21 protein-coding genes, 1 tRNA gene and 2 pseudogenes are annotated in these 20,406 nt (G+C 70.1%); 8 read left to right on the top strand and 16 right to left on the bottom strand.

The annotated features are described in order from the left end of the window. Nucleotides 1–45: 45 nt before the first annotated feature. The 7 genes from ACIDOCELLA78_RS92745 to cysE all read right to left on the bottom strand — a co-directional run bounded on the left by ACIDOCELLA78_RS92745 (nt 46) and on the right by cysE (nt 6,059). A complete protein-coding gene (locus ACIDOCELLA78_RS92745; protein ID WP_249676327.1) occupies nt 46–876 on the bottom strand; it encodes an inositol monophosphatase family protein in 831 nt (276 codons plus the stop codon). 26 nt (nt 877–902) lie between these two features. Next, nucleotides 903–2,213, bottom strand: a complete 1,311-nt coding sequence (hflX, locus tag ACIDOCELLA78_RS92740; protein ID WP_201729306.1) for a GTPase HflX — start codon at nt 2,211–2,213, stop codon at nt 903–905. Nucleotides 2,214–2,219: 6 nt separating this feature from the next. Continuing rightward, a complete protein-coding gene (hfq, locus tag ACIDOCELLA78_RS92735) occupies nt 2,220–2,531 on the bottom strand; it encodes an RNA chaperone Hfq (protein WP_201729305.1) in 312 nt (103 codons plus the stop codon). 240 nt (nt 2,532–2,771) lie between these two features. Continuing rightward, complete coding sequence (gene mnmA / locus ACIDOCELLA78_RS92730) at nt 2,772–3,809, bottom strand: tRNA 2-thiouridine(34) synthase MnmA (RefSeq protein ID WP_201729304.1); 1,038 nt, start codon at nt 3,807–3,809, stop codon at nt 2,772–2,774. Nucleotides 3,810–3,813: 4 nt separating this feature from the next. Next, nucleotides 3,814–4,146, bottom strand: a complete 333-nt coding sequence (locus ACIDOCELLA78_RS92725; protein WP_201729303.1) for a ferredoxin family 2Fe-2S iron-sulfur cluster binding protein — start codon at nt 4,144–4,146, stop codon at nt 3,814–3,816. A gap of 52 nt (nt 4,147–4,198) precedes the next feature. Next, entirely contained in the window at nt 4,199–5,365 is a 1,167-nt protein-coding gene (locus ACIDOCELLA78_RS92720; RefSeq protein ID WP_201729302.1) for a cysteine desulfurase family protein, read from the bottom strand. After that, on the bottom strand, nt 5,340–6,059 hold the full coding sequence (gene cysE, locus ACIDOCELLA78_RS92715) for a serine O-acetyltransferase (protein WP_201729301.1): 720 nt from the start codon (nt 6,057–6,059) through the stop codon (nt 5,340–5,342). Before cysE ends, ACIDOCELLA78_RS92720 begins: the two co-directional genes overlap by 26 nt. 480 nt (nt 6,060–6,539) lie before the next feature. Between cysE and ACIDOCELLA78_RS92710 the strand changes: the two are divergent. Continuing rightward, nucleotides 6,540–7,204: pseudogene (locus tag ACIDOCELLA78_RS92710) on the top strand (alpha/beta hydrolase). A 211-nt stretch (nt 7,205–7,415) separates the two neighbouring features. Here ACIDOCELLA78_RS92710 and ACIDOCELLA78_RS92705 read toward each other — a convergent pair. Next, the gene (locus ACIDOCELLA78_RS92705; RefSeq protein ID WP_201729300.1) at nt 7,416–8,210 is read right to left on the bottom strand and encodes a DeoR/GlpR family DNA-binding transcription regulator; all 795 of its coding nucleotides are present in this window, start codon (nt 8,208–8,210) and stop codon (nt 7,416–7,418) included. A 169-nt stretch (nt 8,211–8,379) separates the two neighbouring features. After that, on the bottom strand, nt 8,380–8,826 hold the full coding sequence (locus tag ACIDOCELLA78_RS92700) for a MucR family transcriptional regulator (RefSeq protein ID WP_201729299.1): 447 nt from the start codon (nt 8,824–8,826) through the stop codon (nt 8,380–8,382). A 158-nt stretch (nt 8,827–8,984) separates the two neighbouring features. Between ACIDOCELLA78_RS92700 and ACIDOCELLA78_RS92695 the strand changes: the two genes are divergently transcribed. Then, entirely contained in the window at nt 8,985–9,248 is a 264-nt protein-coding gene (locus ACIDOCELLA78_RS92695; RefSeq protein ID WP_201729332.1) for a sulfurtransferase TusA family protein, read from the top strand. Here the strand turns inward: ACIDOCELLA78_RS92695 and rimI are convergent. Genes rimI through ACIDOCELLA78_RS92675 form a run of 4 tightly spaced genes read right to left on the bottom strand, consistent with a single transcriptional unit; the run spans nt 9,229 to nt 11,544 of the window. Continuing rightward, complete coding sequence (gene rimI / locus ACIDOCELLA78_RS92690) at nt 9,229–9,633, bottom strand: ribosomal protein S18-alanine N-acetyltransferase (protein WP_201729331.1); 405 nt, start codon at nt 9,631–9,633, stop codon at nt 9,229–9,231. The genes ACIDOCELLA78_RS92695 and rimI overlap by 20 nt on opposite strands. 38 nt (nt 9,634–9,671) lie before the next feature. Beyond that, nucleotides 9,672–10,343, bottom strand: a complete 672-nt coding sequence (gene tsaB, locus ACIDOCELLA78_RS92685) for a tRNA (adenosine(37)-N6)-threonylcarbamoyltransferase complex dimerization subunit type 1 TsaB (RefSeq protein ID WP_201729298.1) — start codon at nt 10,341–10,343, stop codon at nt 9,672–9,674. 1 nt (nt 10,344) lies between these two features. After that, entirely contained in the window at nt 10,345–10,929 is a 585-nt protein-coding gene (locus ACIDOCELLA78_RS92680) for a malonic semialdehyde reductase (RefSeq protein WP_201729297.1), read from the bottom strand. A 57-nt stretch (nt 10,930–10,986) separates the two neighbouring features. Further along, nucleotides 10,987–11,544, bottom strand: a complete 558-nt coding sequence (locus tag ACIDOCELLA78_RS92675) for a NifU family protein (protein WP_201729296.1) — start codon at nt 11,542–11,544, stop codon at nt 10,987–10,989. 203 nt (nt 11,545–11,747) lie between these two features. Here ACIDOCELLA78_RS92675 and ACIDOCELLA78_RS92670 point away from each other — a divergent pair, with 203 nt between their 5' ends. After that, nucleotides 11,748–12,269: a Spy/CpxP family protein refolding chaperone gene (locus ACIDOCELLA78_RS92670; RefSeq protein WP_201729295.1), complete on the top strand. Its 522-nt coding sequence runs from the start codon at nt 11,748–11,750 to the stop codon at nt 12,267–12,269. A 7-nt stretch (nt 12,270–12,276) separates the two neighbouring features. Here ACIDOCELLA78_RS92670 and ACIDOCELLA78_RS92665 read toward each other — a convergent pair whose 3' ends face one another. Further along, on the bottom strand, nt 12,277–12,981 hold the full coding sequence (locus ACIDOCELLA78_RS92665) for a methyltransferase domain-containing protein (protein WP_201729294.1): 705 nt from the start codon (nt 12,979–12,981) through the stop codon (nt 12,277–12,279). A gap of 32 nt (nt 12,982–13,013) precedes the next feature. Between ACIDOCELLA78_RS92665 and gloB the strand changes: the two genes are divergently transcribed. Beyond that, a complete protein-coding gene (gene gloB / locus ACIDOCELLA78_RS92660; protein WP_201729293.1) occupies nt 13,014–13,745 on the top strand; it encodes a hydroxyacylglutathione hydrolase in 732 nt (243 codons plus the stop codon). 55 nt (nt 13,746–13,800) lie between these two features. On the opposite strand, the pseudogene ACIDOCELLA78_RS92655 reads toward gloB, so the two are convergent. Together ACIDOCELLA78_RS92655 and ACIDOCELLA78_RS92650 are read right to left on the bottom strand one after the other, a co-directional pair. Beyond that, nucleotides 13,801–15,695: pseudogene (locus ACIDOCELLA78_RS92655) on the bottom strand (AMP-binding protein). A 131-nt stretch (nt 15,696–15,826) separates the two neighbouring features. Then, nucleotides 15,827–15,900: transfer RNA gene (locus tag ACIDOCELLA78_RS92650), tRNA-Cys, on the bottom strand. A 122-nt stretch (nt 15,901–16,022) separates the two neighbouring features. Between ACIDOCELLA78_RS92650 and ACIDOCELLA78_RS92645 the strand changes: the two genes are divergently transcribed. From ACIDOCELLA78_RS92645 to ACIDOCELLA78_RS92630, 4 genes are all read left to right on the top strand, one after another. After that, on the top strand, nt 16,023–16,685 hold the full coding sequence (locus ACIDOCELLA78_RS92645) for a protein-L-isoaspartate O-methyltransferase (RefSeq protein ID WP_201729292.1): 663 nt from the start codon (nt 16,023–16,025) through the stop codon (nt 16,683–16,685). A 91-nt stretch (nt 16,686–16,776) separates the two neighbouring features. After that, entirely contained in the window at nt 16,777–18,285 is a 1,509-nt protein-coding gene (locus ACIDOCELLA78_RS92640; protein ID WP_249676324.1) for a TolC family outer membrane protein, read from the top strand. Beyond that, complete coding sequence (locus ACIDOCELLA78_RS92635; protein ID WP_201729290.1) at nt 18,282–18,848, top strand: DUF2497 domain-containing protein; 567 nt, start codon at nt 18,282–18,284, stop codon at nt 18,846–18,848. Before ACIDOCELLA78_RS92640 ends, ACIDOCELLA78_RS92635 begins: the two co-directional genes overlap by 4 nt. A gap of 51 nt (nt 18,849–18,899) precedes the next feature. After that, a partial coding sequence (locus ACIDOCELLA78_RS92630; RefSeq protein ID WP_201729289.1) for a valine--tRNA ligase occupies nt 18,900–20,406 on the top strand: 1,507 nt, incomplete at its 3' end.

The raw sequence follows: 20,406 nt of genomic DNA, 5'->3' as shown, positions 1-20,406 counted from the left end.
AGCACGAAACCCGATCCGAAAGGATCGGAACGTGCTCTAACTTATTCATAAATAGAGCGCGTCGCGCAGGCGGTGCCAGGTGTCGCGGTCGGCGGCGGCGATGAGGCCGCCATCGATATCGGCGGGGCGCCAGGCCTCGCCATCCGGCCGGCGGACATGGCCGCCGGCTTCCTCGACGATCAGCGTGCCGGCGGCATGGTCCCACGGCAGGGTGCGGCGGGAGACCGCGGCGTGCATGTGGCCGGAGGCCATGGCGCGGTAGGTGGCGGCGGCGCAGCGCAGGTTGGGCGTCTGCCCGATTGCGGCGAGGCTGCCGAGCACGCGGGATTTTTCGGCCGGCTCCATGTATTGCCAGGAGACCGAGGCGATCATCTGCGCGAGCGGCGCCGGGGATGCGACGCGCAAAGGCAGGAATTCGGCACGCTCCGCCGCGCCGCGGAGCAGGAAGGCGCCGGCGCCGCGCGTGGCGAGCATGGTGTCGTCGCGCAGCGGGTCGTGGATCAGCCCGGCGATGGTCTCGTTGCCCTCGACCAGGGCGATCATCAGGCCGAACAGCGGCAGGCCGGCGGCGTAGTTCTGGGTGCCGTCGATCGGGTCGATCACGAAGACCGGGCCGGGGCCGGCGACCGCGCCGAGCAGCGCGGGATCGGCGGCGACCGATTCCTCGCCGATCACCGCGACATCGGGGAAGAGGGCGCGCAGGCCCGCGGTCAGCGCGCGCTCGGCCGCCTCGTCGGCCACGGTGACGGGGTCGAGCGGGCCGGATTTGGTGCGCATGTCGGCCGGGCCGATATGGCCGAAGCGCGGCATCACGATGCTGCCGGCGACCTCGCGCAGCAGCGCCGCGATGGCGGAAAGATCGGATCTGTCAGGCATCATGGGCGGGATTCCGGGACGATGGGTCAGGGCGACGGGGCGTGCAGCGCGGCTTCGTGGTCGCGCTCGAAGCGGGCGCGGTCTTCGGGGCGGAGCCGGACCTCGATGGCGATCGACTCCTCGCCATCCGCGCGGGAGAGCACCTCGCCGTGGCGGTAGAGCCAGGCGAGGGCGGCGCCGTCGGCATGGGCGAGCCAGTAGGTCGCGACCTGCATGGCGCCGGCGAGGCGGGCGTCGATCGCGGCGCGCAGGGTTTCGAGATTTTCGCCGGACAGCGCCGAGACGGCGATGGCGGCGGGGCCCGGCAGGTCGGCGGTGGCGGGATCGAGCAGGTCGATCTTGTTCATCACCTCGATGCAGCGGGAGGACCAGCCCTCGTCGATCATGCCGGAGCGGGCCATGCCATCGAGCACCGAGATGACGTCGGCGCGCTGGGCGGCGCTGTCGGGGTGGGCGCAGTCGCGGACATGGAGGATGATGTCGGCGGCGGCGACCTCTTCGAGCGTGGCGCGGAAGGCGGCGACGAGTTCGGTCGGCAGGTCGGAGATGAAGCCCACCGTGTCCGACAGGATGGCATGGCGGCCGGAGGGCAGGACGATGAGGCGCATCGTCGGGTCGAGGGTGGCGAAGAGCTGGTCCTGCGCGTGGACGGTGGCGCCGGTGAGCGCGTTGAACAGGGTGGATTTGCCGGCATTGGTGTAGCCGACCAGGGCGATGACGGGATAGGGCACGCGGTTGCGCGCGGCGCGGTGCAGGGCGCGGGTGCGGCGGACCTCGTCAAGCTCGCGGCGGAGGCGGGCGATGCGGTCGGTGATCAGGCGGCGGTCCGCCTCGATCTGGGTTTCGCCGGGGCCGCCGAGAAAGCCGAAGCCGCCGCGCTGGCGCTCAAGATGGGTCCAGGAGCGGACGAGGCGGGAGCGCTGGTAGGCGAGATGCGCGAGTTCGACCTGGAGCACGCCCTCGGCGGTGCGGGCGCGCTCGCCGAAAATGTCGAGGATCAGGCCGGTGCGGTCGATGACCTTGCATTTCCAGGCACGTTCGAGATTGCGCTGCTGCACCGGGCTGAGCACGGAATCGACCACGGCGACGTCGATTTCGGCCTCGGCGATGGACTCGGCGATGCGGCTCACCTGGCCCTCGCCGAACAGGGTGGCGGGGCGGTGGGCGCGGAGCTGGACGATCTCGTCATGGGCGATGACGAGACCGATGGAGGCGGCGAGGCCGATGGCCTCGGCCAGCCGGGCCTCGGCCTCGCGCGGGCCGTTGCGCCGCCCGCCATGCTCCCAGGGCAGCAGGATGGCGGCGCGGGTGGGCGCGGCCTTTGTCGGTATGCTCAATCCGGCCTACTCGGCGTCGCGATCGGCATCGCCGGCGCGGCCGAGGGTGAGGGTCGCCCCGCTGGCGCTGGCCGGCGCATCGGCCTTGGCCGCGTCGAAGAGCTGGATCGGCGCGCCAGGCATCACGGTCGAGATCGCGTGCTTGTAGACGAGCTGGGTATGCCCGTCGCGGCGGAGGAGGACGGAGAAATTGTCGAACCAGGTGATGACGCCCTGAAGCTTCACGCCGTTCACCAGGAACACGGTGACCGGGGTCTTGCTCTTGCGAACGTGATTGAGGAACACATCCTGCACGTTCTGCGATTTTTCGTTGGCCACGTGTGGAATCCTTTTTTTCTTGCCGTGCATGGCTTGTGCCATGGCGTGGTTGCGTCGACCCGCTTCCGGGAGATCCGGCACGCGAGAGCGGCTCCGGCCCGCCGGACTGCGGGCAGACGGATGGCGCCGATGTGGATATAGACCGGCGCGGCCGCGAAACCAATCAGGCTTGCCGGCGATGGGCGAAAAAAACGACCGTGGCGGCCGTGGTGTCGATCACAAGATCACAAGATCACAAGATCACAAGATGAAGCCGCCGCCCAGAACGCGGGAGTCCTGATAGACGACGCAGGCCTGGCCGGGGGCGGCCAAAGCAGGCGTGTCGAGGGTGACGAGGTTGCGGGCGATGTCGATCTCGGCGGGGTGCGGCGCCTCGCCGGCGCGGAGCTTGACGCTGGCGCGGAACGGGGCGGCGGGCGGATCGATCAGCCAGTTCGGCTCGGCGATCCTCACCTCGCGGCCGCCGGCGCCGCGCGGGCCGACGACGATGCGGCGGCGGGCGGCGTCGATCCTGGTGACGACATGGCCGGAGGCGGCGCCGAGGCGCTTCGCCTGGCCGACCGTGTAGCGGGCGATACCCTGGTGATGGTCGAGCACGGCGCCGTCCTCGGTGACGATTTCGCCGGGGGCGGCGGCATCGGGGCGGAGCTTCGCGACGATGTCGGCATAGGTGCCGGAGGGGACGAAGCAGATGTCCTGGCTGTCCGGCTTTTCGGCGACGGGCAGGTGCATCCGCGCGGCCGCGGCGCGGACGGCGTCCTTGTCCGGCATGGTGCCGAGGGGGAAGCGGGAGAATTCGAGCTGGTCGCGCGTGGTGGCGAAGAGGAACCAGGACTGGTCGCGCCGCGCATCGACCGCGCGGTGAAGCTCGGCCCCGTGCGTCCCCTCCTCGCGGCGGACATAGTGGCCGGTGGCCAGCGCCGCCGCGCCGAGATCGCGGGCGAGGCCGAGCAGGTCGCCGAATTTGAGGTGCTGGTTGCAGCGCACGCAGGGGACCGGGGTGCGGCCCGCGGCATAGGCATCGGCGAAATCGCCGATCACCGCGCTGCGGAAGGCGGTTTCGGCATCGATCACGTAATGGGCGATGCCGAGACGGTCGGCGACGTTGCGGGCGTCGTGGATGTCCTGCCCGGCGCAGCACGCACCCTTGCGGCCGGTGGCGGCGCCGTGATCGTAGAGCTGGAGGGTGACGCCGATCACCTCGTGCCCGGCCTCGTGCATCAGCCCGGCGACGACCGAACTGTCCACCCCGCCGGACATGGCGACGACGACGCGCACGATCTCAGCCGTTCTGCGCGTTCCGCACGCCGGCGGGCAGCTTCACGACGAGCCCGTCCAGCGCCGGGGACATCACGATCTGGCAGCCGAGGCGGGAGGTCTTTTCGAGGCCGAAGGCGAGGTCGAGCATGTCTTCCTCGTCTTCCGAGGCGGCGGCGAGCTTCGCGAACCAGTCGGGCTCGACGATGACATGGCAGGTGGAGCAGGCGAGCGAGCCCTCGCAGGCGCCTTCGATGTCGATCCCGTGCTTGTGGGCGATTTCGAGCACCGACAGGCCGGACGGGGCGTCCACCGTCCGGCGCGTGCCGTCGCGCTCGATGAAAGTCATGTTCGGCATGTGAGACCCTTGATCCGGTTGCGTTGACGAAGGCGCGCGATCCGGGCGCCGTTCACGCTGCGGAGGTAGAGACATGCGCGGATTTGCGCAAGGCGCGGGCGGCAAGACGCCGATATGCGGCGAGGAAGCGGGCCGGCGCATCCGCCGGCGCGTTCCAGGGCAGCGAGACGCGGATGGCGCTGGACGCGAGATCGCCCAGGCCCATCGCGGCGAGGACGTGGCTGCGGGCGACCTTGCCGGAGGAGCAGGCGGCACCGGCGGAGATGCGGATACCTTCGAGATCGAGCGCGATGACCTGGGTTTCGGCGGCAAGGCCGGGCAGGACGAGGCAGGTGGTGTTCGCGAGGCGGGGCGCGCCGGCGCCGGCGATGATTGCGCCGCAATCGCGCGCGCCGGCCTCGATCGCGTCGCGCAGGGCGGCGAGGCGCGGGTCGGGGCGCTGGTCGGGGCGCGGGGTCGCATGCGCGGCATCGAGGGCGGCGGCGAAGCCGGCGATGCCGGGCAGGTTGTGGGTGCCGCCGCGGCGGCCCTGTTCCTGCCCGCCGCCGCGGACCAGCGGGACGAGGCGGGACGCGGCATCGGCGGCGAGCAGCAGGGCGCCCACCCCTTTCGGGCCGCCGAGCTTGTGCGCGGAGACGGCGACGCTGGACGCGCCCTGGGCGAGATAGTCCGGGTTGGGCACGCGGCCGGCGGCCTGCACGGCATCGACATGCAGCATCGTGCCGCTCGCGGCGCAGAGGGCGGCGATGGCGGCGATGTCGTTCAGCACGCCGGTTTCGTTGTTGGCCGCCATGACGCAGGCGAGCGTGGGGCGGTGCGCGGCGAGACACGCGGCGAAGGCCGCATGGTCGAGCCGGCCGGCTTCATCGACCGGGGCGATGACGGCATCCGGAGCGGCGGCGCGGACGGCGTCGTGCTCGGTGGCGCCGATGACGATGCCGCCGCCGGCGGCGAGGCCGTGGATCGCCATCGCGTTCGCCTCGGTGGCGCCGGCGCAGAAGACCACGTTTTCCGGGCGGGCGCCGAGACGCGCGGCGAGGGTGGCGCGGGCGGATTCGAGCAGCTTGCGCGCCGCCCTGCCCTCGGCATGGACCGAGGCGGGGTTGCCGACGAGATCGAGGGCGGCGAGGACCGCCGCGCGGGCCGCGGGGCGGAGCGGCTCGGTCGCGTTGGCGTCGAGATAGAGGCCGGGATCAGCGCCGGGCGATGGGGGCGTCATGATCGGTTTCGCGCGAGTCCGCCTGATACTGCGCGCGCGACTCCGCGCGGGCCACGCGGGCTTCGAGATCGGTTAGTTCGGCACGCAGACGCTCCATCTCGCTCAGCAGCGGGTCGATGCAGGGATCGCAGGGCGTGCCGTAGGGATCGAAGCGGGGTTTGGGCGGGCGGATCGCGGTGCCGCGCTCGACCGGGCGGGCGGGGATGCCGACCACGGTGGTATTCGCCGGCACATCGGCGACCACGACCGCGTTGGCGCCGATGCGGGCGTTCTCGCCGATCAGGATGTTGCCCAGCACCTTGGCGCCGGCGCCGATGATGACGTTGTTGGCCAGCGTCGGGTGGCGCTTGCCGCGCTCGCTCGACGTGCCGCCGAGCGTGACCTGGTGGTAGAGATAGACATCGTCGCCCAGCACGGCGGTTTCGCCGATGACCACGCCCATGCCGTGATCGATCATGCAGCGGCGGCCGATCGTCGCACCCGGATGGATTTCGATTCCCGTCGCCACCCGGGCGAGATGCGAGAGGAAGCGGCCGGCGAGGCGCAGCCGGTGCCGCCAGAGCCAGTTCGCGACGCGGTGCAGCAGGATGGCGTGCAGGCCCGGATAGCACAGCAGAACCTCGAGATCCGACCGGGCGGCCGGATCGCGCTGGCGGTAGGCCCGGATGGTTTCACGCAAAAACATTGAGCTCATGCGACATTTCCGTGGAAAATCTGGATGCCATCCGTTATCTGTGTGCCTCTCCGGCGATATTGGCGCCGGATGGAGGAAATGAAAGCTCTAGCGGGCCCCGGGATACGATTTTTCGGGCGGGAGACGAAGTTTTGGCGCACGGCTTCCCCGGTGTTCATGGCAACAGCGCGACGCGGTGTGCCGCGGGAGGGCTGGACAACCGCGATCCGCATGCCGGACAGGCGGTTTTGGGGCCGGCTTTCGGGGCCATGCTTGCGGGTCGTCGCGCGCGTCATGACGGGGAGAGTAGGTATGCATACCGGACCGGTCAATCATTCGTGGAGGCAACCTATATATAAGTGTCGAAGCCGTTTCCCCGGCTCCGGCGGCACCTGAGGGCGCGAGGGCGGCGGCAGGCCGCCGACGGGGGAACATTCCTGCATCCGGCGACGATCAAGGCCGGGTGATGTGACGATCGATTGGGAAAGACCAGACAAGACCATGCCTGAAGTTATGTTTGCCGGGCCGGATGGCCGTCTCGAAGGGCGTTATCACCATGCCAAGGACCGGGGGGCGCCGCTGGCGCTGGTGCTGCACCCGCATCCGCTGCATGGCGGAACCATGAACAACCGCATCACCTACACGATGTATCAGGTGTTCCAGCGGCTGGGCTTCTCGGTGATGCGGTTCAATTTCCGCGGCGTCGGGCGCAGCCAGGGCAGCTATGACGGCGGCATGGGCGAGATCAACGACGCGGCCGCGGCGCTCGACTGGATGCAGGCGCTGAACCCCGGGCATGGCGGGCTGTGGATTTCGGGCTATTCGTTCGGCGCCTTCGTCGGCATGCAGCTGCTGATGCGCCGGCCGGAGGTTTCGGGCTGGATCAGCGTTGCGCCGCCGGCGGCGCATTACGATTTCGGCTTCCTCGCCCCTGCCCTTGCGGCGGGCTGATGATCCACGGCGACGCCGACGAACTGGTGCCGGAGAATTCGGTGCGCAAGCTGGTCGACAAGCTGAACACGCAGAAGGGTGTCGCCGTCGATTACCGCGTGCTGGAAGGCGCCGACCACGTGTTCGCCAACCATGCCGAGGCGATCGGCGAGGCGGTGGAGACCTATGTCAGCGGCGAGATCGCGCGCAAGCACATGGCGCTGGCGGCCGACTGAGCGGGATCGCGATACGGCAAGAAAGCGGGATCGCGATACGGCAAGAAAGCGGGATCGCGATACGGCAAGAAAGCGGGATCGCGATACGGCAAGAAAGCGGGATCGCGATACGGCAAGAAAGCGGGATCGCGATACGGCAAGAAAGCGGGATCGCGATACGACGAGAAAACGCCCGGCCCCGCGAGGGACCGGGCGTTTTTGATGCGCGCGATCAGGCGAGCGGCGGCGTTGCCGGCTCGGCGACGTGCAGTTCGATGCCGAGCGTGCCGATCAGCGCGGCGATGGGCGGGGGCGGCGGCAGGTCGGTATAGAGGGCGGAGACCTGGGCGAGCGTGCCGATCCGCACCATTGCCGGGCGGCCGAACTTGGAATGGTCGGTGACGAGGACGACGCGGCGGGCGTTGCGGATGATCGCCTGCGAACAGATCACCTCGTCCATGTCGAAATCGTAGAGCGCGCCGTCGGCGTCGATGCCGGAGACGCCGATGATGCCGATATCGACGCGGAAACGGTCGAACATGTCGCGGGTGGCCTGGCCGGTGATGCCGCCATCGCGGTTGCGGACCATGCCGCCGGCGACGATGACGCGGAAATCGGTGCTTTCGCTCATGATCCGCGCGACGTTGAGATTGTTCGTGATCACCGACAGGTCGTGATGGCCGAGCAGGGCGCGGGCGACCTGTTCGGTGGTCGAGCCGATATTGATGAAAAGCGAGGCGTGCTCGGGAATGTCCGCCGCCACCATGTCGGCGATGCGGAGCTTGGCTTCGAGATGGACCACGCGGCGGCGGTTGTATTCCATGTTCTCGATGCTCGACGGCAGGCCGGCGCCGCCGCGGTAGCGGCTGAGCTTGCCATCGGCGGCGAGCGCGTTGAGATCGCGGCGGATGGTCTGCACCGTGACGTCGAAATGGCGGGCCAGCGCCTCGATCGTCTGGAAGCCGTTCTGTTCGACCAGGGCGACGATTTCCGCCCGCCGGCTGATGGATGCGGCATGATCCGACACGCGATGTTCCTTATATTGCATACGAAACGAAAAGAGGGCGGCGTTTCGATTGCGAATATTGTTGGACCAGGGCGCGCGAAAAGGCAATCGGGCGGCACGGGCGGGCAGGCAGACGCAAAAAACCCGGCGGGTTTGCCGCCGGGCGTTTGGCCGGAACCGGTGGAGCGGGCTACTCGCCCTTCTTGCCGCGGGCGGAGCCGGAAGGGGTCGAACCGGCGGTCTTGGTGCCGAGGCCGATTTTCTTGGCGAGGGTGGAGCGCTGCTTGGCGTAGGCGGGCGCGACCATCGGATAGTCGCTCGACAATCCCCAGCGCTCGCGATACTGCTCGGGTGTCAGATTGTAAGCGGATTTAAGGTGACGGCGAAGCATCTTGAGTTTTTTACCGTCCTCAAGACAGACGATATAATCGTTGAAGACGGATTTCTTTGGATTGACTGCCGGCTCGAGCGGCGGCGGCGGCTCTTCGACAGGCTGATCCGTTCCGCTGAGGCTCATATAGACATCCCGGATGAGCGCGGGCAGCATTTCGGCTGAAACCGAATTGTGCGATACATGCGCCGACACAATCTGCGCAGTGAGTTGTAGGAGTTGTTGAGTGTCCTGGCTATCCGGCATCACTGGTCCTTCTTCGCCTCTACTTGATCATTTACCTTAGACTTGATCTGGAGCATTTTGATGTAAATTGCAAGAATTTACCTTTGAAATTCGTCCGAAAGGCGCAGGTAATTTAGCTCAACGCTGTTCCATTTTTTGAAAACGGTTAGAAAATGGTAATCCAGGATACGAAAGTCATGGAACTTCCCGCCCATAACCGGGCCATCGACATTACTGCGGAGACCTGCCCGATGACTTATGTGCGGACCAGGCTGGCGCTCGATTCGATGGCGGCGGGGGAGATTTTGCTGGTGCGGCTGCGCGGCGCCGAGCCGCGGGCGAACGTGCCGCGCGCCGCCGCCGACCAGGGGCACGACCTGCTCGACATGTTCGATCTGCCCGATGGCAGCGCCGTTGTCGTGATCAGGAAAGCGGAAGACTGAACAGCAGCGCGTCGCGCCCGGCGCCGTAATAGTCGCGCCGGCTGCCGGCGGGGCGGAAGCCGGCTTCGCGATAGAGGCTGGCGGCGGCGGCATTGGCGGCGTCGACTTCGAGAAAGACGGTCTCGGCCCCCCTGCCCCGCGCCGCCGCCAGGGCGGCGGCGAGCAGGGCGCGGGCGATGCCGCGCCGGCGGGCGGCCGGGGCGACGCCGATGGTCAGGATCTCGGCCTCGCCGGCGACCGCGCGGGCGATGACGAGGCCGCCGGCGGGGTCGATGAAGCCGAAGGTCGTCGGGTTTTGGAACAGGGCCGCGAAGGCGGTATCCGGCCAGGGATTGTCCGGGAAGGCGGCGGCGTGGATCGCGGCGAGGGACGCCGCATGGGCCATTGTGGCGGGCAACGGGGCGGGCAGCGGGGCGGGCACGCTCAGCGGCGCGGCGGCGGGCGCAGGCCGGCGGCGGGCAGGCGGGCCTCGGGCGGGTCGACATAGAGCGGGGCGGCCGCGCGCGGCGGCAGCCCGGCGGCGAGGCGCTGGCGCAGGGCGATGGCGATGCCGGCGATGGTGCAGGCGTCGATCCCGGTGGGCACGGCATCGATCCCGGCCGCGGCGAGGCGGGCGGCGATGTCGGCCGCGCGGTCGCCGGCGATGGCGATCGGGCCCTCCGGCGCCGGCAGGTCGGGCTCGTCGACGGCGCTGGCGGCGCCGTTTCGTTCGAGGAAAAGCCGGCCGCGCCGCGCCGTGGTGACGACCCAGAGCGGGCGGCCGAGGCCGGGCAGCATCGCCGCCATCGCCTCGCCCACGGTGACGCCGTGAACCGGCACGCCGGCGGCGACGCCGATTCCCTGGGCAAGCGCGAGGGAGGCGCGCAGGCCGGTGAAGCTGCCGGGGCCGATGGTGACGGCGATGCCGTCGAGCGCCGCCGCGGCAAGCCCCGATTCGGCCAGGCAATCCGCTGCCCAGAGCGGCAGCAGGTCGGCCAGGCCGGTTTCGGGCGCGCCCTCGCGCGCGGCGAGCACGCGATCGCCCGCGATCACGCCGGCGCGGGCGGATTTCAACGCGGCGTCGAGCACCAGCAGGCGCGCGGCGGGCGGCGCCATGTCAGAGCAGGACGCAGGCTTCGTCGAACCCGAGGCGCGGGGCGCGGGGGAACGGGTCCGCCGGCTCGCCGTAGCCGAGATTGATCAGGAAATTCGAGCGCCAGCCCTGGTCGGAGAGGAAGGTCTGGTCGACCTTCGCCTTGTCGAACCCGGACATCGGGCCGCAATCGAGCCCGAGGGCGCGGGCGGCCATGATGAGGTAGGCGCCTTGCAGCGTGCCGTTGCGGAAGGCGGTTTCCTCGGCGAGGTCGGGGTTGCCGGCGAACCAGGCGCGGGCATCGGCATGGGGGAAGAGCTTCGGCAGGTGCTCGTAGAATTGCGGGTCGTGGGCGACGATGACGGTGACTGGGGCGGCCATCGTCTTGTCGATATTGCCGGGGTTGAGGGCGGGTTTCAGCCGCTCGCGCGATTCGGGGCTGCGCAGGAAGAGGAAGCGCGCGGGCGAGCAATTGGCCGAGGTGGGGCCGTATTTCAGCAGGTCGTAGAGTTCTTGCAGCGTGTCGTCCGGGACCGGCGCGCCGGTCCAGGCGGATTTGGTGCGGGCGGTGCGGAACAGCGCATCGAGCGCGCCGGCATCGAGGGTCATGCGGACACTCCGTTGGGTTCGGGACGTCGGGGCGGCCCGGTCAGGCCGCCGGCCGGCTCAGGCCATCACCTGCTGCACCGATTTCACTTCGGGGACGTAATGCCTGAGCAGGTTCTCGATACCCATCTTGAGGGTCGCCGTCGAGGAGGGGCAGCCGGAGCAGGCGCCCTGCATGTGCAGCGAGACCACGCCGTCGCGGAAGCCGCGGAAGACGATGTCGCCGCCATCGCCGGCGACCGCCGGGCGGACCCGCATGTCGAGCAGTTCCTTGATCTGGTCGGCGATCTCGCGGTCGGCCGGGTCGACATCCTCCGCCGCCGCGTCCTGGGCGCTGTCCATCACCGGGCGGCCGGAGAGGTAGTGCTCCATGATCGCGCCGAGAACCTGCGGCTTGAGCGAGGGCCAGGCGCCGGGATCGTCGCTGGTGACGGAGACGAAATCGCCGCCGAGGAAGACGCGGGTGACGCCGGGCAGCGCGAACAGGGCCGCGGCCAGCGGGCTCGCGCCAGCCGCCTCGGCGGTGTCGAAATCGGCCGAGCCCTGGCCGAGCACCTCGCGGCCGGGGAGGAATTTCAGCGTGGCGGGGTTGGGGGTGACATCGGTTTCGATGAACATTGGCGGTCTCCGTCGTCAAACCGGACCTGTGCGGTCCTCTCCGGCACAACATCGTCCCGATCGGGGCAAAGAACAAGGGGGGCTGACGCAGGGCGAAACCGCGGATGAAATCGCCGTAGGCCATGATTCCGACACGGCGGCGCCAGCATCGCGTCATGAAGGGCGGGCTAGAGCGGGGTGGTTCAACCAACCGGAGTTCCGACATGAAGCCGATCCGCTCCCTCCGCGCCCACGCGCCCGCCGCATTGCTGGCCGCGACCATGGCCGGCGCCTCGATCGCCGCGATCGCCCTGCCGCATGCAAGGGCGGCGACACCCGAGAGCAAGAGCAAGACCACGACCACGGCCACCCCTGCCCCGCAGTCGCGCATGCTCGCGCATGTCGATCACCGGCTCGCGGCGCTGAAGGCGAAGCTGCGGATCACCGCTTCCGAGCAGGACGCGTGGCACGGCTTCGCCCAGGTCTCGCGCGACAACGCGACCTCGATCGCGACGCTCTACCAGAGCCGGGCCGCGCATCTCGCGACGATGAACGCGGTGCAGAACATGGAGTCCTTCGCCGCGATCCAGGCGAAGCAGGCGGACAACATGAACAAGCTGACCGCCGCGTTCCAGACGCTCTACGGCAAGCTGGACGCGGCGCAGCAGAAGACGGTCGATTCCATGTTCCGGACCTATGCCGAGCACCACATGGCGCATCACCGGAAGCTACGCGCCAAGGGCTGACGCCCCCTCAGCGCTCGGCGAGGACGAGGCGGCGGCGGCCGGCGCGCAGCGGGATGAGCCCGGCGACGTCCTTCGTCGCCTCGGTGATGACGACGCCGCCGGCCTGGGCGGCGATGCGCCGCCCGGCGCGCTCGATGAGCGGGGCGGCGCGGAGGATGGCGCGGCCGCCGAGCGGGGGGAGGAAGAGCGCGGCGTCGCGCCGTTCGACCCGGAACAGCGAATCGGCGAGCATGCGGCCGAGCTGGGAGGGCGAATAGGGCTGGCCGTGGCCGAAGGGCGTGCGGTCGAGATAGGCCCAGGACGAGGCGCGGTTGGGCACGACCACGATCATCCGCCCCTCGGGGCGCAGCACCCGCCAGGCCTCGCGCAGCAGGCGGCGGGCGGTTTCGGCGTGTTCGAGACCGTGGATCAGCAGCAGCCGGTCGATGCTGACATCGGCGAAGGGCAAGGCATCGTCCTCGACCAGCGCGCTGAGGCCGGGGCGGGCGATGGGCCAGGGGGCGGCGCCGATCTGCGCCGGCACGGCGGCGATGCAGCGCGCCGCCTGGTCGCGCCAGAGGCGCAGATAGGGGGCGGGATAGCCGAGGCCGAGCACCTCATGGCCGCGCGCCTCGGGCCAGAAATCGCGCAGCCGGGCGCGGATCAGCCGTGCGGTGGCGGCGCCGCGCGGCGTGGCGTAGAAATCGGCGATCGAGGGCGCATCGAGACGCATCCCTCCCCTATAGCATGTGAGAAGGACGGAGCATGGCCATTTCCCATCGCGGCTTCACGATCACGCGGGTGCCGATGCTCGCCGACAATTACGCCTGGCTGGTGGCGCATGGCGGCGCGTCCGCCTTCGTCGATCCGGCGGACGCGGCGGCGGCGATCGGGGCGGTGGAGGACGCGGGCGGGCGGCTGGACTGGGTGCTGCTGACGCATCATCACGACGATCACATCGCCGGGGCGGTGGCGCTCGCGGCGCGGTTCGGCGCGCTTATCGCCGGCAACGCGGCGGATGCGGCGCGGCTGCCGAAACTCGACGTAGCGCTGGCGCCGGGGCAGACGATCGATCTCGGCGGGGCGGCGGTGCGGATGATCGCGACCCCGGGGCATACGGTCGGGCATGTGACCTACGTGTTCGGCGATGCGGCGGCGGCGTGCGGCGACACGCTGTTCAGCCTCGGCTGCGGGCGGATGTTCGAGGGCACGCCGGCGCAGTTCCATGCGAGCTTGCAGGCGCTGGCGGCACTCGACCCCGAGACGCTGATGCTGTGCGGGCATGAATATACGCTGTCGAACGCGCGGTTCGGCCGGCATGTCGACCCCGACAACGCCGCGCTCGCGGCGCGGGCGGCGGAGGTGGAGCGGCTGCGGGCGGCGGGCGCGCCGACGCTGCCGGTGCGGCTTGCCGACGAGCTGGCGGCCAACCCGTTTCTTCGCGCCGCCTCGGCCGAGGAATTCGCCCGGCTGCGCGCCGCCAAGGACAGGTTCTGATCCCGGCCGCGGGCCGGAGCAGGAGTCTGACCAAGGCGGCGGGCCGGGGCAAAGATCAGGGCGAGAGCAGCGGGGCGATCTGGTCGAGCACGGCGGCGTCCTCGATCGTGGGCGGGATGACGGGCTGCGCGCCGTTGGCCATCTGCTTCATCGTGGCGCGAAGGATCTTGCCGGAGCGGGTCTTGGGCAGGCGCTGGACCACCAGCGCGTCCTTGAAGGCGGCGACCGGGCCGATGCGCTCGCGCACCAGGGCGACGAGTTCGGCGGCGATTTCGGCATCCGGCCGGGCGACGCCGGATTTCAGCACGACGAGGCCGAGCGGCACCTCGCCCTTCACCGCGTCCTGCCGGCCGATCACCGCGCATTCGGCGACATCGGGGTGGGCGGCGAGGACCTCTTCCATGGCGCCGGTCGAGAGGCGGTGGCCGGCGACGTTGATGATGTCGTCGGTGCGGCCCATCACCCAGATATCGCCATCCGCATCGACCATGCCGGCATCGCCGGTGCGGTACCAGCCGGGGAAGGCGTCGAGATAGGCGCGGCGGTAGCCCTCGTCGTCCTGCCAGAGGGTGGGGGCGCAGCCGGGGGGCAGCGGCAGGCGGATGGCGAGGGCGCCGACCTCGCCCTGGGGCATGAGCCCGCCCTCGGGTTGAGGGCCTGGACGTCGTAGCCGGGACAGGGGCGGCCGCCGGAGCCGGGCTTGAACGCGGTGAGGCCAAGGCCGCGGAAGCGGGCGGAGATCGGCCAGCCGGTTTCGGTCTGCCACCAGTTGTCGATCACCGGCTTGCCGAGCAGGGCGGCGACCCATTCGGCGGTCGGCGGGTCGCAGCGCTCGCCGGCGAGGAACAGGGCTTCGAGCTTCGAGAGATCATATTGGCGGGTGAGCGCGCCCGCGGGGTCCTGCTGCTTGATCGCGCGCAGGGCGGTGGGGGCGGTGAAGAGGGTTTTCACCCCGTGCTGGGCACAGACGCGCCAGAAGGCGCCGGCATCCGGCGTGCCGACGGGCTTGCCCTCGTACATCACGGTGGTGACGCCGGCGAGCAGCGGCGCGTAGACGATATAGGTGTGGCCGACGACCCAGCCAACATCGGAGGCGGTCCACATCACCTCGCTGGCGGAGCCGGGGCCGGGGTGGACGTCGTACATCATCGGGATGGTGGCGGCGAGGGCGACGGCGTGGCCGCCATTGTCGCGGACGATGCCCTTGGGCCGGCCGGTGGTGCCGGAGGTGTAGAGGATATAGAGCGGGTCGGTCGCGGCGACGGGGACGGGATCGTGCGGGGCGGCGGCGGCCTCGGCGTCGAGATAATCCTCGTCGCGGCCGGGGACCAGATCGGCGCGCAGGGCCTCGCGCTGGAAGATCAGGCAGGCGCGCGGCTTGTGGGCGGCGCGCTCCAGGGCGGCGTCGAGGATCGGCTTGTAGGGCACGACGCGGCCGGGTTCGAGGCCGCAGGAGGCGGCGATGACGAGTTTCGGCTCGGCGGAATCGATGCGGCTGGCCAGCTCGGGGGCGGCGAACCCGCCGAAGACGACGGAATGGATGGCGCCGAGCCGCGCACAGGCGAGCATCGCGATCGCCGCTTCGGGGACCATCGGCATGTAGATCACCACGCGGTCGCCCTTCGCGACACCGCGGGCGGCGAGCGCGCCGGCGAGTTTCGCCACCCGGTCGCGCAGGGCGCGGTAGGTGTAGCGGGCGATGCGGCCTTCCATCGCGCTGTCCCAGATCAGGGCGATGCGCTCGCCGGCGCCGGCGGCGATGTGACGGTCGAGGCAGTTGGCGGCGGTGTTCAGCGTGGCGCCGGGAAACCAGCGGCCGAACGGGCCCTGCGCGGGGTCGAACACTTTTTCATAGGGGGTGATCCAGTCGATGCGGCTTGCGGCCTCGTGCCAGTAGGCCTCCGGGGCTTCGTGCCATGAATCGTAGCGCGCCTGGTAGTGGCTGGACATGTCTTTCGCTCCCGTCGGTTCCGTTGGCCGGTCGTTGCCGGAGAGACTAGGAGCAAGCGGTGCCGCGGGCAATCGGGGGGGACGGCGGATCGGGGCGGAGATGAGCGCCGCGGCGCGGGATTGCGCGCTGCTGGAGGTCCGGGCGGGAATCGAACCCACATCCAAGGATTTGCAGTCCTCTGCATAGCCACTCTGCCACCGGACCGGCGCGGCTGAACCCGGCTTATCGGGCCGGGACCGGCGGCGGTCAAGCCCCGGGGATCGATGGCTTTGCCGGATCGGGCCGCGCGTCCTATAGAGGGGCGGCTTCAGCGTAGAGGATCTCCGATGTCGGACAAAGAAGGATATTTCCGCGCCGCCCGCACGATGATGGTGGACGGCCAGATCCGGCCCAACAATATCGCGGACGACCGGATCATCATCGCGATGCGCACGATCCGGCGCGAGCGGTTCTGCCCGGCGGCGCAGGCGGGCCTTGCCTATGCCGACGCCGACCTGCCGCTCGGCGGCGGGCGGTTCATGCCGGCGCCGCTCGGCGTGGCGCGGCTGGCCTATTTCGCCGCCCCCTCCCCCGGCGCGCGGGTGCTGGTGGTGGGCGCGAACACCGGATACGGCGCGGCGGTGCTGGCGGCGTGCGGCGCGCGCGTGACGGCGCTGGAGGAGGACGCGGGCCTGCGCGCGGCGGCGGCGGCGGCGCTGGCCGCCGAGGCGCCGGAGGTGCGGCTGATCGGCGGCGCGCTCGCCGCGGGCGCGCCGGCGGAGGCGCCGTTCGACGTGATCGTGATCGAGGGCATGGTGGACGCGCTGCCGGAGGGCTTCGCCGCGCAGCTCGCGCCGGGCGGAAAGCTGGTGGGCGTGCTGCGCGAGGGCGGCATCGGCCGGCTGGTGGTGGCCGAGGCGGTTGGCGGGCGGTTCGCCCACCGGGCCATGGCGGATTGCAACATGCCGGCGCTTGCGGCCTTCGAACGTAAGATTGCATTCAGTTTTTGATATCATGATGGATTTGATGTTCTCATTTGAGGAGACAGCCCCTTTGCGAACAGGACGGGCACGGCCGGGAAACCGGCGGATTCGGGCGGCGTTGACGGCGGCATTGCCGGTGGCGGCGCTGCTGGCCGCGCCGGCGGCGCGGGCGGCGGGCGACGGGCGCCCGGCGACGCTGACCGCGGCGCTGGCGCAGGCCTATTCCAACAACCCGACCTTGCAGGAACAGCGGGCGACGCTGCGCGCGACCGACGAGAACGTGCCGGCGGCGCTTGCCGGCTGGCGGCCGACGATCACCATCCAGGGTTCGGCCGGGCGGGTCGACGAGACCACCGAGAGCGCGTTCAACGCGGTCAACGCGCTTGGCCAGACCCAGCTGACGCGCTCGACGCTGACCGCGGCGCGCAACGACGCGATCGGGCAGATCACCGTCAACCAGTCGATCTTCGATGGCGGGCTGACGATCGCGAAGGTGCACCAGGCGAAGAACGAGGTCTATGCCGCGCGGGCGCAACTGCTCGCGACCGAGCAGAGCGTGTTCGGCAAGGTGGTCAACGCCTATGTCACGGTGATCACCGACCGGCATCTGCTGGCGCTCGACCGCAGCAACGAGGCGGTGCTGGCGCAGCAGCTGCGGGCGGTGAAGGACCAGTTCAAGGTCGGCGAGATCACCGAGACCTCGGTGGCGCAGGCCGAGGCTTCGCTGGCCGGGGCGCAGGAGCAGATCGCGGTGGCGCGGGGCAACCTGCATATCGCCGACGAGAATTTCCGCCAGCTGGTCGGCGCCTATCCGGCGAAGACGCTGGTGCCGCCGCAGCCGCTCGCCCTTGGGCGCGCGGGCAAGCAGGCGCTCGCCCGCGCGGCGCTGGCCAACAACCCGACGGTGGTGGCGGCGCTGTTCACCATGGCGTCGAAGAAGGATTCGATGGATGCGGCGGTGGCCGGGCTCGGGCCGCAGCTTTCGCTCTCGGCCTCGGCCTTCGACGAATCGAACCCCAGCGGGCCGCATTCGCGCACCACCGGCGGGCAGATCCTCGCCAACCTCACCATCCCGCTCTACCAGGGCGGCAAGCAATATGCCGCGATCCGCCAGGCGCGGGACAATGTGCAATACGCCTATGCCGGGGTGATCGACGCGCAGCGCGCCGCCGTGCAGCAGGCGACCCAGGCCTTCGAGGGGCTGAAGGCGGCGCGGGCGGCGATTGCCAGCAGCCGGGCGCAGATCCGGGCCGACGCGATCGCGCTCGACGGCACCGAGCGGCAGGAGATCGTCGGCACGCGCGACACGCTCGACGTGCTGAACGCGCAGCAGCAGCTGTTCAACGCGCAGACGACGCAGATCCAGAACATCGCCTCCGAGGTTGACGAATCCTACGCGATCGCGGCGGCGATCGGGCGGCTGACGGCGAGCGACCTCGCCTTGCCGGTCACGCAGTATGACGACCTCAAATATTACGACACCGTGAAGGGCGCGCTGTTCGGCAACGGCAACGTCGCCTTCCGCAATGCCGGCATCGCGCCGGACGGCACCCTGCTCGCCCGGCCCAAAACGGCGCCGGACGGGCCCAGCGAACTGCACATCAAGCCAGGGGACACTCACCCATGAGCGGAACGCCAACGGATCAAGCGGCCGAACCCTCGATGGACGAAATCCTTTCCTCCATCCGCCGCATCCTCAAGGACGATGACGCCGTCGCCATGCCGGCGGCGGAGACGGAGACGGCGGCGGCCCCGGCCGCCGGGCCGGTGCTCGACCTCGACCCGACGATGATGGTCGCGGAAGGGCGCGTCACCCCGAAGCCGGAGACGGGCGACGCGCTCGCACAGGGCGGCGCCATGGCGGCGGGGGCGGTGCTGTCGGGCGCGACGCCGCCGGGCATGGCGCTGGACCAGACGATCGACGCCGCCGCGGTGTCGCTGCGCGATCCCGAGCGGCTGGTCAGCCCCGAGGCCGCGCAGCGCGCCGCCGAGCATATCGGCGCGCTGCGCCGCACGGTCGCACCGGAGCGGGGGCTCGCACTCGGGCGCGGCGACATCACCATCGAGGAGATGGTGCGGGCGGAATTGCGGCCGCTGCTGAAGGCCTGGCTCGACGATCATCTGCCCAATGTGGTGGAGCGGATCGTGCGGTCGGAAATCGAGCGGCTGATCGGCGAGGACGGCCCGTAAGGCGCGCCTGGCGGGCTTTCGCCCCTGCCCGGTTTCGCGCATAAGAGCCTCATGCTGGACAAGACTTTCGACCCCGCCGCGTTCGAGACGCGGCTCTATGAAATCTGGGAAAACGCCGGCGCCTTCGCCGCCGATCCCTCGCGCGCGGCCGCACCCTTCACCATCATGATCCCGCCGCCCAACGTGACGGGGAGCCTGCATGTCGGCCATGCGCTGACGATGACGTTGCAGGACGCGCTGATCCGGTATCACCGGATGAGCGGGCGGGACGCGCTGTGGCAGCCGGGGACCGACCATGCCGGCATCGCCACCCAGCTGATGGTGGAGCGCGAACTCCAGCGCGAGGGCACATCGCGCCAGGAGATCGGCCGCGACGCCTTCCTGGAGCGGGTGTGGAGCTGGAAGGCCGAGCAGGGCGGCAACATCACCCGCCAGCTGCGCCGGCTCGGCGCCTCGCCGGACTGGTCGCGCGAGCGCTTCACCATGGACGAGGGGCTGTCGCAGGCGGTGCGGACCATCTTCGTCCGGCTGTTCAATGACGGGCTGATCTACCGCGCCAAGCGGCTGGTGAACTGGGACCCGGTGTTCCGCTCGGCGATTTCCGACCTCGAGGTCGAGATGCGCGAGGTGAAGGGGAATCTCTGGCATTTGCGCTACCCGATCGAGGGGACGGCGCGGACCATCACGGTGGCGACGACGCGGCCGGAGACGATGCTCGGCGATACCGCGGTGGCGGTGCACCCGACCGACGAACGCTATGCCGACCTCGTCGGCCGCACCGTGATCCTGCCGATCACCGGGCGGCGGGTGCCGATCGTCGCCGACGAGCATTCCGACCCGGAGAAGGGCTCGGGCGCGGTGAAGATCACGCCGGCGCATGATTTCAACGATTTCGGCGTGGGTCAGCGGCATGGGCTGGCGATGCCCTCGGTGCTGGACCGCGAGGCGCGGATCACGCTGGCCGAGATCCGCGCCGAATGCGCGCCGCAAGACGCGGCGTTTCTCGACAGTCTTGACGGGCTCGACCGGTTCGAGGCGCGGCGGCGGATCGTGGCGCATCTGGAGGAGACCGGCGCGCTGGAGACGATCGAGCCGCATGTGCACGCGGTGCCGCACGCCGACCGCTCGAACGCGGTGATCGAGCCGCTGCTGACCGAGCAGTGGTTCTGCAACGCCGAGGCGCTGGCGGGGCCGGCGATCGCGGCGGTGGAGGACGGGCGGGTGCAGTTCGTGCCGAAATCGTGGGAGAACACGTATTTCGCCTGGATGCGCAACATCGAGCCGTGGTGCATCTCGCGCCAGCTCTGGTGGGGGCACCGGATTCCGGCCTGGTATGCGCCGGATGGGAGCGTGTTCGTCGCCGAGACCGAGGCGCAGGCCCGGGCGCAGGCCGAGGCGCGGTTCGGCGCGGCGGTGGCACTGCGGCAGGACGAGGACGTGCTCGATACGTGGTTCTCCTCCGCGCTGTGGCCGTTCTCCACGCTCGGCTGGCCGGAGACGACGGCGGAGCTGGCGCGCTACTATCCGGGCGACGTGCTGGTGACGGGGTTCGACATCA

It is taken from the genome of Acidocella sp. C78, from assembly GCF_907164655.1.
This window is presented reverse-complemented; position numbering and strand designations above follow the sequence as displayed.